General features: G+C 46.7%; 14 protein-coding genes. 2 read left to right on the top strand and 12 right to left on the bottom strand.

Features of this window, described 5'->3' with window-relative positions; translation table 11 throughout:
- Nucleotides 1-49: 49 nt before the first annotated feature.
- The 4 genes from J2Z66_RS30840 to J2Z66_RS30825 form a co-directional block, all read right to left on the bottom strand.
- Nucleotides 50-1,549: an AAA family ATPase gene (locus J2Z66_RS30840; RefSeq protein WP_209976607.1), complete on the bottom strand. Its 1,500-nt coding sequence runs from the start codon at nucleotides 1,547-1,549 to the stop codon at nucleotides 50-52.
- Nucleotides 1,542-2,075, bottom strand: a complete 534-nt coding sequence (locus J2Z66_RS30835) for a hypothetical protein (protein ID WP_209976606.1) — start codon at nucleotides 2,073-2,075, stop codon at nucleotides 1,542-1,544. Before J2Z66_RS30835 ends, J2Z66_RS30840 begins: the two co-directional genes overlap by 8 nt.
- A 120-nt stretch (nucleotides 2,076-2,195) precedes the next feature.
- Nucleotides 2,196-2,684 (bottom strand): cell wall elongation regulator TseB-like domain-containing protein, encoded by a 489-nt coding sequence (locus J2Z66_RS30830; protein ID WP_245375971.1) that lies wholly within the window; start codon nucleotides 2,682-2,684, stop codon nucleotides 2,196-2,198.
- Nucleotides 2,685-2,749: 65 nt separating this feature from the next.
- A complete protein-coding gene (locus tag J2Z66_RS30825) occupies nucleotides 2,750-4,045 on the bottom strand; it encodes an amidohydrolase (protein ID WP_209976604.1) in 1,296 nt (431 codons plus the stop codon).
- Between the two features lie 288 nt (nucleotides 4,046-4,333).
- Between J2Z66_RS30825 and J2Z66_RS30820 the strand changes: the two genes are divergently transcribed.
- The gene (locus J2Z66_RS30820) at nucleotides 4,334-4,960 is read left to right on the top strand and encodes a DUF47 domain-containing protein (protein WP_245375964.1); all 627 of its coding nucleotides are present in this window, start codon (nucleotides 4,334-4,336) and stop codon (nucleotides 4,958-4,960) included.
- Nucleotides 4,961-4,982: 22 nt separating this feature from the next.
- On the top strand, nucleotides 4,983-5,981 hold the full coding sequence (locus J2Z66_RS30815; protein ID WP_209976603.1) for an inorganic phosphate transporter: 999 nt from the start codon (nucleotides 4,983-4,985) through the stop codon (nucleotides 5,979-5,981).
- A gap of 98 nt (nucleotides 5,982-6,079) precedes the next feature.
- Here J2Z66_RS30815 and J2Z66_RS30810 read toward each other — a convergent pair whose 3' ends face one another.
- The 8 genes from J2Z66_RS30810 to J2Z66_RS30775 all read right to left on the bottom strand — a co-directional run bounded on the left by J2Z66_RS30810 (nucleotide 6,080) and on the right by J2Z66_RS30775 (nucleotide 15,101).
- Complete coding sequence (locus J2Z66_RS30810; protein ID WP_209976602.1) at nucleotides 6,080-6,700, bottom strand: redox-sensing transcriptional repressor Rex; 621 nt, start codon at nucleotides 6,698-6,700, stop codon at nucleotides 6,080-6,082.
- Entirely contained in the window at nucleotides 6,678-9,557 is a 2,880-nt protein-coding gene (locus tag J2Z66_RS30805) for an ATP-dependent DNA helicase DinG, 3'-5' exoribonuclease type (protein WP_209976601.1), read from the bottom strand. The genes J2Z66_RS30810 and J2Z66_RS30805 overlap by 23 nt, the downstream gene beginning before the upstream one ends.
- A gap of 74 nt (nucleotides 9,558-9,631) precedes the next feature.
- Nucleotides 9,632-10,225, bottom strand: coding sequence for a tetratricopeptide repeat protein (locus J2Z66_RS30800; protein WP_209976600.1), 594 nt, complete (start codon nucleotides 10,223-10,225; stop codon nucleotides 9,632-9,634).
- A 79-nt stretch (nucleotides 10,226-10,304) separates the two neighbouring features.
- Nucleotides 10,305-10,688 carry an aspartate 1-decarboxylase gene (panD, locus tag J2Z66_RS30795; RefSeq protein WP_209976599.1) on the bottom strand — a complete coding sequence of 128 codons (384 nt, stop codon included), beginning with the start codon at nucleotides 10,686-10,688 and terminating at the stop codon, nucleotides 10,305-10,307.
- Between the two features lie 5 nt (nucleotides 10,689-10,693).
- Complete coding sequence (gene panC, locus J2Z66_RS30790) at nucleotides 10,694-11,566, bottom strand: pantoate--beta-alanine ligase (protein WP_209976598.1); 873 nt, start codon at nucleotides 11,564-11,566, stop codon at nucleotides 10,694-10,696.
- A 6-nt stretch (nucleotides 11,567-11,572) separates the two neighbouring features.
- The gene (gene panB / locus J2Z66_RS30785; RefSeq protein ID WP_209976672.1) at nucleotides 11,573-12,427 is read right to left on the bottom strand and encodes a 3-methyl-2-oxobutanoate hydroxymethyltransferase; all 855 of its coding nucleotides are present in this window, start codon (nucleotides 12,425-12,427) and stop codon (nucleotides 11,573-11,575) included.
- Between the two features lie 360 nt (nucleotides 12,428-12,787).
- Nucleotides 12,788-13,756, bottom strand: a complete 969-nt coding sequence (locus tag J2Z66_RS30780) for a biotin--[acetyl-CoA-carboxylase] ligase (RefSeq protein ID WP_209976597.1) — start codon at nucleotides 13,754-13,756, stop codon at nucleotides 12,788-12,790.
- 13 nt (nucleotides 13,757-13,769) lie between these two features.
- Nucleotides 13,770-15,101, bottom strand: coding sequence for a CCA tRNA nucleotidyltransferase (locus J2Z66_RS30775; protein ID WP_209976596.1), 1,332 nt, complete (start codon nucleotides 15,099-15,101; stop codon nucleotides 13,770-13,772).
- Nucleotides 15,102-15,261 lie beyond the last annotated feature (160 nt).

The raw sequence follows: 15,261 nt of genomic DNA, 5'->3' as shown, positions 1-15,261 counted from the left end.
TTTCATTAAAAAACCGCCAATCCCCGGGAAGGGCGGCGGTAACATTGGACTAAGCAATTCTAGAGCTGCTGCTTGTTAGAAGCTCCCGGAATGCTGTACCTGAAAGAACCTCTTCCTTCATCAAGATTTGGAAGGAATGTTCAAATACATTCCGCTGCTTATCGAGCAGTTCTCTTGTACGGTTCGTCAACTCCTCCATAATGGCTGCATTCTCCTTCATTAGCTCTTCCTTCGTGACCATATCACGATGGACAATGCCAAGTGAGGTTAAGCCTGAATCCATCATGTTGCGAACCATTTGCAGAGCTTGTTCAAAGTCGTTGCGCGATCCGGTGCTCCGTCCTCCGTAGAATATTTCTTCAGCTACTGAGCCGCCAAGCGCAATCATAATCTGCTGCTCGATATGTTCCTTGGTATACAAATACTGATCCTGCTGCGGATTATGTCTTACATAACCTAACGCCTTCCCCCGCGGACTTACTGTCACCTGGGAGACTGAGCCCGGACGCATGATTTCGGCAACGATAGCATGTCCCAGCTCATGATAAGCTACCCGTTCCTTCTCTTCTTGAGTGGACTCACGATCTGTCCGTTCACCCATCATCACCTTGTCTATGGCCGATGACAAATGCTGCTGCTCAATGGCCGGTTTCTCTTCACGAAGCGCATAAATAGCTCCTTCATTCAGCACGCTTTCAAGCTGGGCTCCGGAAAATCCGAAGGTTTCCTCTGCGATTTGCTCCATGGAAACGTCCTTCGCAATCGGTTTGTTTTTCATATGAATGGACAAAATAGACAAGCGCCCTTTTTTATCAGGAAGCTCCACATCGATATGCCGGTCAAACCTGCCAGGACGCAGCAGAGCACTATCCAGCATTTCCTTGCGGTTAGTCGCCGCCATGATTAGAATTCGGGGACTTTCGTCCGTATGAATGCCGTCCATCTCTGTCAGCAATTGGTTAAGCGTCTGATCATACTCACGGTGCTGACCACCGTCACGGCTGCCGCCGATCACATCGATTTCATCAATAAATACGATTGCGCTGTCCTTGCCTTCCTTTTGTGCTTTGGTACGCGCTTCTTTAAACAGGTCACGCACTCGGCTAGCTCCGACACCTACATACATCTCCACAAATTCACTGCCTGAAGCAGCTACATAAACAGAATTCGTATAATGGGCGGATGCTTTGGCCATTAAGGTTTTACCCGTTCCTGGAGGCCCAGTGAGCAAAATCCCCTTAAGGGGCCGAATACCAAGCTTCTTAATCTGTTCATGCTTGATCAGAAAATCGAGCCCTTCCATCAGCTCTTTCTTGGCACGATCCTGCCCGCCGATCTGATCAAAATTTAAGAACGCCGGTGTACGTCCTTTATTTTTCCGGTCGCCAGGAGCCGCTCCCATACCTGCTCTGCCGCGTATCATAAAAAATAAAAAGAAGGCAACAGCACCAATAAATAAAATCGGCATAACATTAATTCCAACATACATCAGAAAAATCAATAACACAGGAATAAATCCAATACATATCTCTTTACCGAGCTTACTCATTAGGCCACACTCCTATCTTAGCGGATATGCGGGGCAGCATAAGAAATTTACTGTTTGTCCCATCCGTAAGTCTGACGTATACATAGCTGTCATCCATCTGCGTATCTACCTTCATTCCCTGATCGGATAAGGCCAGCTCTTCCAAATTTTTCGGTATATCTGAATACTGCCTGTTTTCCATCGCTTGTGCCACATCGAATAAAGCCTTGGACCACCAAGCTTCCAGCTCAGGAGAGGTATTGCCAACAGGCTTAATAACCAGCTGCCGTTTGCCAACAATGGAAGCACCCTCCAAGTTAATGTTACGAACAATTTCCCGAAGGTCTGCATCTTCCTTTAAAGTTAATTCTATCTTAACCTGTGCGCTATTCATAGCTATACTAGAATGCTCTACACCTGGCAGCTTATTGATGACTCCTGTTAAGGGCTGTTCCATGGCCAAGCTATGATAGGCGAACCAGCCCCCGAATAAAATAACGAAAGAAACAATCACACTTATAGCTACGGGTAAGAGACGCAGCTTCATCAGCCAACGCCCCCTTTCTATAAACGATTTTTAATACAAATTACTATACGAATAGTATAGCATACTATATATCAAAAATGGTGATGTAAAGTGTGGAAGGGAAGTTTGAAAAGCCCAACCTTATTGCAGGCTGAGCCGATACGTGTCGATAAAGCTTCCATCATGAAAATGGTAATAGTCATAATAATACCGGGTTCCGGAGGCTTCTTTCTTCTTGTAAAAAACTTCCCATACATACTTGCCTTCGATTAAGCCAGGCATCACTCGCATTAGCTCGAGTGCTGGGTCCTTTTGTTTCATCGTGTCGCGAATTTGCTGCTCCGAAGCAGCGTCAGCAGCCTTCTCAACATGAACCTCTTCACCAGCAACCCAGACGAAAATCTGTTCACCGTTCTCGTCTTCACCGGATATGATCTGAAGAGGCTTGTCCCCATAGAAGGCTTCAACTTTGGAAGCTTTCTTCAAAGCCGATTTCGCGTAAGCAGTTTGAACCGCCTTGGACTCCTCACTCCAATACTCGCTCTGCACATTTATGTAAAAACGACTGAGCACAAAAATCAAAGTTCCAAGGATAAATACAGTAATAATCAAATTCCTTTTCCAGGTCATCAAATTGTGTCAGCTCCTTTCTTAGCGGCCTAGATCCAAGAGCTTTAAGCGCAGCTAAAGATAAGCTAACCAAGCAGCCCTTCAAAACATAGCTCAAACTCACGTTTAATCCGTTCTTCATCAAGGGTCAGACAGGCTCCGCCGCGAACGATCCAATTTCCGTCAACACACACATCGATTACATCTTTTGCCGAAGCCGAGTAAACAATATGAGAGATGAAATCTGTTTTCGGAAGTAAGTGGGGCTGGTCGAGATCCAGTGCGATAAAATCTGCCTTCATGCCAGCCTTAAGCTGACCCACATCCGGAAGCCAGAGAGACTCCGCACCTGTCAGTGTAGCCATTCTTAATGCTTCCTTTGCCGGAACCGCCAGCGGATCGCCTGACACTCCTTTGTGAATCAGCGCTGCCAGCCTCATCTCTTCGAACATGTCAAGATTATTATTAGAAGCAGATGAATCCGTCCCCAGGGAAACTTTAACCCCTGCATGCTGCAGCTCCTGCACACGCGCGATACCACTTGCCAGCTTTAGATTGCTGCCCGGATTATGGGAAACATGGACCGAATATTTAGCAAGTATCGAGATTTCCTCATTTGTCAGATGCACACCATGAGCAACCAGGGTAGGACGCGTAAACACGCCAAGCTTCTCCAGATGCTCTACAGGTCTTAAGCCATACTGCTGTTCATTGGCAAGAACTTCACGGAGTGTTTCAGACATATGCGTATGTATCGGCAAATCCAGATCATGTGCTGCTTGAACGATCCGTTCTATATAATCAGGAGGACATGTATAGGGTGCATGTGGTGACATCATGGTTGTAATACGCCCATCAGCCTTGCCATTCCAGTTTCTGGCGAATGCTGTCGCTTCCTTCAGCTTTGCATCTTGCACCTCAGGCGGGCATAATCCGATCACGCCGCGAGTTAAGCAGCCGCGCATGCCTGATTGCTCGACAGCCTGTGCTACTTCATCCATATGATCGTACATATCTACAAATGTGGTCGTGCCGCCTTTAATCATCTCTAGAATGGATAGTTGTGTCCCCCACCTGACATCCTTGGCAGAAAATTTAGCCTCCATAGGCCACATTTTCTCCTCCAGCCATATCTGCAGCGCCAGATCGTCTCCATACCCGCGCAGAAGCGACATGGCAGCATGACAGTGTGTATTTACAAGTCCAGGCATATAGAGCCTGTTATGGCCGTTTATGACTTCGTCATAAGCTTCCAGAGGCTCAGGTGCTTGCTCTCCTATATAAATGATGCGGTCTTGCTCTATTACCATGCAGCCTCTGATCAGAGGTGCAACTTCGTCAACAGTTACGAAAATTCCATTTATTATGATCGTTTTTTTCATTATTTATAGTCCTCTCTGTCTTTACTCGAAACCATTTGTCTTTTCCAATGTACAACTTCAAGCCTTTAAAATCAAGAATACGCTTTTTGGACAATATTTAAAAATATTACGATGATTTTCATTGCTTTCTTAACGTTTATTATGATATTTTTAATTTTGTGAGTTTTCTTTTCAAAATCCACGCTGTTTCGACACTTTTTTGTTAATTTATTGTAAATGGAAAGTTTTACAAGAGAAACGGGTCTGTATGGTAATTTATTCTAAATTCTAACTTTAAGGGGGACCTTTATGTCTATGTTATTTACCAAAAAAGGAGAAGCTGATTTTCTCCAGCTGCTGATCAAATCGGCAGAAAATGCGCTGCTTACTGCACAAACATTTCGTACTGCGATGATGGGGGACAAGCCTCTTTCGGATTTTTTCGATGTTATTAAGGATCTCGAGCACACAGGAGACCATATAACCCATGAAATTTTCAAAGGTCTGAACAAAGTGTTTATTACCCCGCTTGACCGCGAGGACATTTTGGAACTTGCCTCCAAGCTCGATGATGTTACCGACGGCATTGAAGCCACGATGGCGCGCTTTGATTATTTGAATATAACCAGGGTCGATAATGTGATGAAAGAATTTTCTGCAGTTATTGTCGATTCCTGCCAACATATTTTGGACGCGTTCAAGCTGCTTCCAAAGAAGAAATATATGCAAATTACGGAGCATACCGTACAGATCAACAGCTTGGAGAATGATGGAGATCGTCTGATGCGCGAAGGAATCCGTCAAATTTTCCTTGCCAAAAAAGATCCCTACGAGGATTTCAACCTGAAGGAAATGTACGAAAGATTGGAACAAACGACCGATGCCTGCGAAGATGTTGCCAACATTTTGGAAAGTGTCGTTCTACGTTATTCTTAAGGACCAGTTGTAGGAGGAAAGCATGCTTACCATACTTATTATTATTGTTGTATTGGCGTTGATCTTTGACTTCATTAATGGGTTCCATGACACGGCCAATGCTATCGCCACTTCCATTTCTACGAGAGCTTTAACTCCGCGCTTCGCTGTTATCTACGCAGCGGTGCTTAACTTTGTAGGAGCTATTATTTCCTCCAAGGTTGCTTCGACAGTCGGAGGCTCCATCGCAGATCCTTCAAAGATCTTAAATGGCGAACATATTGTGATCGCCGCTCTGATTTCAGCGATTCTCTGGAATCTGGCGACCTGGTATTTCGGTATCCCATCTTCCTCTTCACACACCTTGTTCGGATCGCTTGCAGGTGCTGTTATTGCGGGAGCAGGCATCGCTTCTGTGAATTGGAGCGGATTTCTCAAGATCATCTATATCCTTGTTCTTTCACCCATTATTGCTTTTGCACTTGGATTTATCATCATGGCCATTATCAAGAAGCTCGTCATTTGGAAGGGCAATTCCTCCAGATCCAAGCTGAATCGCATGTTTCGTACTCTGCAGATCGCTTCCGCAGGGCTGTTATCCTTGTCTCACGGCAGCAACGATGCGCAAAAGGCAATGGGGATTATCGTCTTCGGACTAGTGGCAGCGGGGTATCAAACTACTTTGGACGTACCTCTTTGGGTAAAGATATCTGCTGCAACTGCGATGGGGCTGGGAACTTCAATTGGCGGTTGGCGTATTATTAAGACCGTAAGCCGTAAAATCATCAAAATCGAGCCGATTAACGGCTTTGCTTCAGACTTGACTTCATCCGTTGTTATTCAAGCATCAACCTTTATGGGAATGCCTTTGTCGACAACCCATGTTATTTCATCATCAATCATTGGTACAGGCACCGTTATGCGGTTCCATGATGTGAAATGGGGCACAGTAGGCAGAATGCTTATGACCTGGGTCATAACGATTCCAATTAGTATCGTGCTTGCCTATATTGTTTACTATGTATTGTTCGGGCTGATGTAGATCGTATACCACCTGCAAGCATAGAAAAGACCGTCCGATTGGGGCGGTTATTTTTGTTTCTATGTTGTGAGTTTTTTGTGCGTTTTCCAGCTGCTTTCCTAGTCCAAATAATAGGCTAAACTCTGCAGTTCAGTTGTGAAATCTGCATGATGCAAACGTATCTCCGAAGGAACCTTGATAATGACCGGAGCAAAGTTAAGAAGTGCTTCTATGCCTGCATGAATAAATTGATTAGCTACATTCTGTGCTTCGATTGCAGGAACGGTAATTATGCCAATTCTAACGCCCAACCTTGTAACCGCATCTTTAAGCTCCTCGATCGGCTGCACGGTCAGATTGTTAATCGTTTCACCTATCTTCTGCGGTGATGCATCGAAAACGGCAACTATTTTCATTTGATCCTTCAAATACGTATTATAATTGCATAAGGCCCTGCCCAAGTTACCCGCTCCAACAAGAGCTACGGGGATTTGCCGGTCCAGCTTCAGTATCTGCTGAATTTTCTCAATAAGATAGGCAACATCGTAACCAATCCCCTTCTTCCCGAATTCCCCGAAATAAGCAAGATCCTTACGAATCTGCGCAGGATTCAGGTCCAGCTTGTGGCCCAAATCCTGTGAGGATACCGTTGTGATGCTTTTCATAGTCAGCTCATTCAAATAGCGCAGATAGATGGGCAGCCGACGAACGACCGCTTCAGATATTTTCATGTTTTTCATAGCCATCTTCCCCCATCCATTCGCGGATTCTCGGTACCATTTGCTCCGTATACATATGTTCGATCTTTGGTCCCGGCAGTGAATAAAGAAAATGCTTGCCATAATGGGTATCAATAACACGGGTATCATAAATAATGACGATGCCTTTGTCGGATGCTCTTCGCACAAGCCTTCCGAAGCCCTGTTTAAAGCGTATTACAGCCTGCGGAACGGAAAACTTCATAAACGGATTTTCGTTGCGCTTCTTGATATTCTCACACTTGGCTTCCACAAGCGGATGATTAGGCGGTTGAAAAGGCAATCGAATGATAGCCAGACAGCTTAGCGCATCTCCTGGTATATCCACGCCCTCCCAGAAGGAGCTTGTGCCCAGTAAAACTGCAGATTTACTATCTTGGAACATCCGGGTCAGCTTGCTGCGATTGCCGCTGTCTACGCCTTGCCCAAGAACGTCGATGCCATTAGGCTGCAGGCGCTCTTTCATAGCGGGATGAATCTGCTTCAGCATGCGGCTGGAGGTGAACAAAACGAGCATTCTGCCCTTCGTTGCTAAAGCCACTTCACTGAGTGAGTCGACAAGCGCTTTAACAAACAGAGTTTCTCCGGAAGGCCCTCTTATCCCCGGGAAGTCCCGGGGGATACAGACGAGCGCCTGCTCTCTGTAATTGAAAGGTGAAGGCAGTTGAACCGTCCGCAGCTTCCCTTCTGCCTCATTCCGTGGAATTTGCAAGCCAAGCTGATCTGCTGAATATTGAAAGGAGCGGTTCACTGATAAAGTAGCCGAAGTAAGAATAATACTTTCCTTGGTTTCGAAGAAATGTTCTTGTAACAAAGAGCTGACATCCGTTGGCACACTAACCAACAGCAATGATTTGGATTTGGAATACGCTCCGGCTTCCATCCAATACACGTAGTCCGGATCGGACATTTTCATAAAGAAATGAAGAGCATCCCTATGCTCGTAAAGCTCCTTAAGTATGCCTCCCAAATCGGTAATGAGACCCTGAACCTCAAACTCGTCCTGCACTTCCTTGATTTGATTTACCATCTTTTCCAGCGTACGCAAAATATCCGAAGCATTTAGAAAAATATTGTTTTCAGTCGCAAGAAGCTCCGTCCAGTTATCGGGCAGCGTTTCATCCTTCATTCTAAGCACAAATTGTCCGGTTTCCAATTGTGATGAATCATTTTTCGCGGTAATCAGCTGATATAGGGCTTCGCTTAGCCGCTCCCACTCTTCCTTAATCATCAACACCTTAGGATACAAGGTATCGATGACCTGGCACCACGCAGCCGCGCGCTCTTCCTCCACGAATTTTTGCAAACGAAGCCTCAGCATGGGCAGCTGACCGCTTCTGCTATCCTTATATAGCCACTGCAAGGTATGCAAAAACGCCGTGGAGCGCAGCTCAATGCCCAAATGCTTGCTCGCTACCTCTTCAAAATGATGGGCTTCATCAATGACCAAATGCTTATAATGCGGAAGCAGGCGATTATCCGCTTTCATATCCGTAAATAACATCGAGTGATTCGTAATGACCATATCGGCCGTATTCGCATCATTGCGTGCACGGTGGTAGAAGCATTTTTTAAACCAAGGACATTGACGATTCAGGCAAGAATCCGTATCACTGGCAACCGTATGCCAAAATTGAGGCCCCTTATTGCCAAAATGCAGCTCCTCTTCATCTCCATGCTTCGTTTCACTAAGCCAGACAACCATTTGCCCCGCTGTAATCGCATCTTCTTTACCAGGCTCATAATCCCCCATGTTTACCTTGTTTTCAAATTTGCGCAGGCATAAATAATGGCTTCTTCCTTTAAGCACCGCCGCTCGGAAGCCAACAGGGAAAATCTCGCTTAAAAGCGGAATATCCCGTTCCCGAAGCTGTTCCTGCAAATTAATCGTATGGGTGCTGACAATTACTTTCTTGTCATGCTTGAGGCCGTAATACAAAGCCGGGATCAAATAACCAAGCGATTTACCTGTTCCGGTGCCTGCTTCAATCATAAGATGCCGTTGAGCCTTCAGCGAATCCTGTACTTCCTGGATCATTTGTTCCTGTGAATCGCGGTTTTCATACACTTCGAATTTATCTTGAAGCAGCCGCTTGACATCCTCGTAGAAATCAGTGAAAGGAACATCGAGCGCTCTCAATTGTTCATCTTTCCTGACAGGCTCCCCTTCTCCCCAATCCCCAACATTAATTGTAAACTGCCGGAAATAGCGGTGAGCATCCATATCCACTGCTGTCTGTGATTCCTTGAACGCAAGAATTTCCTCCATAAACCAGCCCAAATCACTAACTTCAGGATCAAATATTTGATGAAGCCTTTGTACAGTGAGCAGTGGCATAGTTAATAAACGTTCCATGCAAATCATCCAGATTTGCGCAGTCACTTCTGCATCGCTATCAGCCTGATGAGGACGCTCATGGTCCAGCCCAAACATCCCGGCTACCATCCCCAGCTGCAGGCTTGTTATCGAAGGAAACAGAACGCGCAGCATGTCGATCGTATCCAGCACCCTGCCTTGGAATCGGGGGAAACCGCATTTCACCAATCCTCGTTGCAGAAAGCTTAAATCAAACGGAATATGATGCCCAACAAGCACACAATCAAACAATAATGGAAACATTTCTGTCATCACCTGATCAAGTGAAGGGGCATCAGCAACCATCTCATCGGTTATTCCGGTTAAAGTAGTAATTGAAGAAGGTATACCGATCCCCGGATTGACCAAGGAAGTATACCTTTCCACAACCTGAAATTGATCTATAATAACGAGCCCAACCTGAGTAATTTCATCGGTCGTCTGGCTTCCAGTAGTTTCAAAATCCAAAACAGCAAATTTCATTCCTTTATGTCAATCCCTTCATCCCACTCTTTCACTAGCATACCAAATTTCCATGGGAAAAGGGAATAGCAAACTTATTCGTCCAATTGGATAAAAGATTCCAAAGGAAACGGGTCCATGCTGAGAGCTTTTTGAAAATACTCATAAGCCTTTTCTAAATTCTGGTTCTGAGCCTGAATACATCCCATCGCATTGTAAGAAATTGCCTTCATCTTGGTATTTTCCGTGAGCGGGAGTAAAAATTGAAAATGACGATAAGATTCTCCCATATCTCCTTTGCGTAAATAACCCATGGCTAAATAAATGCGGGCCAGTAAAAAATCGGGCTGCAGCCTTACCAGCTTCTCAAATTGATCGATCGCCTGATCATACATAAATAATTTGTAATAACCCTGTCCCATTAAAAATTCCGCTGTCTGCTTTCCGCTAATATCCAGCTCAAGCAGCTCTTCATGCAAATGCTGAGTCCCTTCCTGAACACCGCCGGACGACAAATTCCCCAACCGCTCTTCAAACAGCAGCCAGCTTTCGATAAACTCATCACTCATCGATCTCAAAACCTGAAGCTGTTCCTCCAGCGCTTGCTTTTTGTCGCCGAAGGAGGCTGGGTATTCCCTGAGTATTTCATCCAAAGCTTCATTCATGGTGGAAAATACATGCTTGAACATTCGAGCACCCGCCTTTGAAAGCAATTTTCACTACCTTCATTTTTTGTAGAGGCCGCTCATTTCATGCACTCCCCTGCTTTTACAGCACCGTGGAATGAATTTCCTCTTTAAGCAGCTGCGCTACCTTATTATTTTCTCCCATAATGGCAATCGTAGGCTGATGCTTTCTGGCTTCTTCTTCAGTCATCATAACGTAGGAAACTATAATAACCGTATCCCCATTCTGAACCAACCTTGCCGCCGCACCATTGAGACAAATAACACCCGATCCACGAGGTCCGGGAATGATGTACGTTTCAAGCCGCGCACCATTATTATTATTTACAATTTGTACTTTTTCATTTGGAAGCATATCAACAAGCTCTATAAGATCTTCATCAATTGTAATACTACCTACATAATTAAGATTGGCCTCTGTTACGGTTGCGCGGTGAATTTTGGATTTCATCATCGTTCTGAACATGGGGTTCACTTCCTTATTGGAAATATTTGATTATCGATAAGACGAGCCTTGCTGAATTTGACAGCCAAAGCTACAATAATTCTTTTTTCTGTTACCGTATCAATTGAGGTAAAAGGCTCCAATGACGGAAATGCCAAAGCCTCTACATAATCGATTTCTCCAAGCGTAGCTTTACGAATATGAACCTTAACAGCTTCTACAAGCTCTTCTGAAGTAAAATGTTGATGCTCGGATATAAATGCTTCCGCAGCTGCCAATGATTGTGAGAGCACCACAGCCTGGCTCCGTTCCTCAGCGCTCAAATACACATTCCGGGAGCTCAAAGCCAGACCGTCTGCTTCTCTCAGTGTGGGGCACGGGACGATTTCCACAGGCATATTCAAATCCTCAACCATCTGTGTAATAACAGCTATTTGCTGGGCGTCCTTAAGTCCGAAAAAAGCTTTATCCGGCTGTACAATATTAAATAATTTACTAACTACTGTGGCTACACCGTCGAAATGCCCAGGTCTGGAGGCACCGCAAAGTCTCGAAGTAATACCCTTTACAGAAACTGTAGTTTGTGTCGGCTTGGGGTACATCTCTGCAACCGAAGGCAAAAAAACAATATCCACTCCCGCGGCTTCTGCCAGCTGCAAATCCCTTTCTGTATCGCGCGGGTACTTCTCGAAATCCTCATTGGGACCAAATTGCAATGGATTCACAAAAATACTCAGCACGACAAGACCTGTTTGCTCCTTGGCTCTTCGTAACAAGCTTGCATGTCCATCATGCAAATAGCCCATCGTAGGGACATAACCTATCTGAGTTTGCTTATGTTCCTGCCTGTAAGCAGCAAGACGATTTCTTAGCAATGAAATTTGCTCAATAACTTCCATGCCCTTTCACTCCTTATCGCCGTATAAATAAGCAGCAACCTCATCGTCCATATGGAAGGAATGCTCAGGCCCCGGGAAGCTGCGGGCTTTTACCTCTTGCACATATTGAGCAATTCCACTCCGGATAGTTTCCCCCACATTAGCATAAACCTTCACAAATTTTCTCGGTGCAGGAGCTGAGCCATACTGCAGCAAATCATGAAAAACCAGTACTTGCCCATCACAAGAGGCTCCCGCGCCGATGCCGATAGTCGGAATTGTCAGCTCCTTGCTAATCCATGCTGCCAGCTCCTCGGTAACGAGCTCCAGCACGATCGCGAAGGCTCCAGCTTGCTCAAGTGCTTTGGCGTCCGCAAGCAGCTTCTGAGCCTGCTCCGAGCTTTTGCCTTGAATGAGGTAGCCGCCAATCTGATGAACTGCCTGAGGCGTCAATCCAATATGGCCAACTACAGGTACACCCGCGTTCGTAATAGCTTCAACTGTATGGGCAATTTCTGCTCCACCCTCCAGCTTGACCGCTTTGGCATGACCTTCCTGCATCAATCGTGCTACACCTTGCAACGTATGGTCTATACTGCCATGATAGCTCATAAAAGGCATGTCAGCGACAATAAAAGTCGAGGCAGCCCCTCTGACAACAGCCCGAGTATGATAGACAATATCATCCAGCGTTACCGGTAAGGTGGAATCGTATCCGAGGACGACATTGCCCAAGGAATCGCCGACAAGAATAACATCAATACCCGCTTCCTCAGCCAACTTCGCTGAAGGATAATCGTAAGCCGTTACAAATGTGATTGGCTCGCCTGCCTGTTTCATTTTCTTAAGCCGTGCAGTAGTTAGTGGTTTACGTTTCTCCATCATCATCATCCCAGCTTCCCAAGTCGATTAAATAAAAATAAAAATACCTTTTAGCTGAGAGCTAAAAGGATATCATGCAAAAAAAAGCATATGATCCTTCTGTCTCGGTCCATTATGGCTCAGAGCAGAATCCGACATACAACGAATGTTCAGTTAGGTGATTCCAATTATGTTCAAAAATTCATTCGGAAGAGTGTAGTTCTGTATGGATACTACCTCTTGCCGACATTATACCAGACTTTTCAACGTTTTCATACCATTTTCTGTGGATTATTTACTAATTTATTGCAAATTTGCAGTACATGCAGCTCATTCGCGTATTAGTAGAACAATACATTTGATTGCCATCCGAACTCCCTCTTAACGTAGTTCAACCTCGCCTGAGAATACCTTGATTTTCTCACCTGTGTTAGTAGTTACAGTGAGCGCCCCTGAGTCATCAATTGATTCAGCTATCCCTTCCGTTACTCCCCCTGCAGTTTGTACCCGGATAGGACGATGAAGCGATACGCTGAGAGCTTCCCACAGCAGCCTGATCGGGGCAAAGCCTTGTTCATGATAAATCTCATAAAGCTCTTCAAATTGCTTCAGGAAAGCTAGAATTATAGCCTCTCGGCTCACAGGTGCACTTGTTTCAATAAGTAATGAGCTAGCTATCGGGCGCAGCTCTTGCGGAAAATCCTGCACATTTAAATTGGCACTGATGCCAATCCCTGCAATGATATGTCTGAGCCGCTCATCTTCTCCACTTATTTCAAGTAAAATGCCGGAAACCTTCTTGCCAGCAATTAATAAATCATTCGGCCATTTAATACCGATATCAATTGCGCAGAGCTGGCGAAGCGTACGACAAAGCGCTACTGCGGTAAGGAGGGTAAGCTGCGGCGTATAGAAAAGCGGGATTTTGGGAGTAAGCACAAGGCTCATCCAAATTCCTTTACCGCGGGGAGAATACCATTTACGCCCCATCCGGCCTTTCCCCGATGTTTGCTGCTCTGCAATGACCAGGGTACCTTCTTCAGCTCCAGCAGTCACCAGCGATTGCGCCACAATTTGTGTAGACTCCACATCTTCATATACATGAAGCCGGCGGCCCATGACCTTTGTTTTCAAGCCCTCCATAAGCGCAGCTACATCAAGCTTATCAGGTCTGCTCGTCAGCCGGTAGCCCTTGCGGGGAGCGGACTCGAATTCATATCCGGCTTCGCGCAGGCTGCGAATATGCTTCCATATGGCTGTTCTGCTGCATCCCAACAGGCGGCTTAGCTCTTCACCGGACAAGAATTCATCAGGATGCTCTGAAAAAATACGCAATATGTGTTCGTTCATTTACGACTCGCTTTCATGAATATAGTTTGGGGTCGGCTTCTGCAATAGCCAGCAGCAAGCTGGTGCGATCGTTCAGCAGCTCACCTAGCGCGACTTGTTCGAGCAGCCAATAAAGCATCTGCCCGATCCAGGGACCTGCTGGCCGATCTAGAGCTTGCACAAGATCGCTGCCATTTACTGCAAGTTCTTTAAGTGTGCTGCATGGCATTTCCTCCAGCCAGGTGCTGCCATGTTCTGCAAGCAAGGAGGCCGCATCGTGCATAAATCGTGCCAGCACTGAATCAGATGCTGCTTGTGCAGCATCGTAGGAAGGCAGCAGGACGCGCAGCACCTGCAGCAAGTCTCTGGCAGGCTGCAGGCCGTGAGCGACTGCGGCAACCTTCCAGAGCCGCGACAGCTGCCGCGGCTCCAAGTCCGCCGGCGCTGCCGCGGCGTCCGGCAGCAACTGCCTCGCGAGCTGCTCGTACAGCGCGAGGACACCCGCTACCGCGTCCGTATCGGCGCGGGAGAACGTAAGCTCCTGGAGCGCCGACCGGACTACGTCCGTAGGCATCTCCAGGAGCAAGAGCAGCAGCGCCCAGCGGGTGCGATGCTCTTCCAGCGCGCCGACGGCGTCCAGCGCTGCAGGCTGCGCGAGCCACATTTCAAAGGGCAGCGAGAGCTGCCTTTTGAAATGCTGCCACAGGCGGCTCGCGAGCAGCAGGCGCAAGGCCTGCGCCGGGGCTGGGCCTGCGAGCATGCTCTGCAGCTCGCTGCGCACGCGCTCCATGGCGACGTGGCGCAGCAGCGGAGCTTGGCGCAGCAGCGCCTGCCATGTCTGTGACTCGACCTCGAGGCCGTAGACCGAGGCGAAGCGCAGACAGCGCAGCATGCGCAGCGCGTCTTCGCCAAAGCGCTCCTCTGCCTCACCGACGCAGCGAAGCAGTCCGGCTGCGAGATCCTCTCGCCCGCCGAAGGGATCAAAAATCTCGCCATCCTGATTCATTGCCATGGCGTTTATGGTGAAATCCCGCCGCCTTAGATCCTGGGTAAGGCTTGAAATATAGGTAACCTCTTGAGGCCTGCGGTGGTCCTCATATTGCGACTCCGCTCGAAACGTCGTCACCTCGTACGCCCCATGCTTCATGATTACTGTAACCGTCCCATGCTGTAGACCAGTCGGAACGATCCGCGGAAAACTGGCCATGACCTGCTCAGGCAATGCTGAAGTAGCTATGTCAAAGTCCTTAATGCTGCGCCCCAGGACCTTATCGCGAACACAACCGCCAACAAAATAAGCTTCGTATCCTTGCTCCTGCAAGTGCTGCAGAATGGTTTTTCCTTCTTGCTCCATAGCTTGCTGCATAAGCATTGCTCCTTACTAACTTCTCTTGCTCTTCTTGCTCTTCTTGCTCTTCTTGCTCTTCTTGCTCTTCTTGCTCTTCTTACGCTTCTTACACTTCTTACACTTCTTACACTTCCTGACTCAAGCTAACTTATTACTTTGCTTCTTGCTCTGTTTCCAA

Origin of the sequence: Paenibacillus eucommiae (genome assembly GCF_017874215.1) — a bacterium.
Taxonomy (GTDB): domain Bacteria; phylum Bacillota; class Bacilli; order Paenibacillales; family NBRC-103111; genus Paenibacillus_AI; species Paenibacillus_AI eucommiae.
This window is presented reverse-complemented; position numbering and strand designations above follow the sequence as displayed.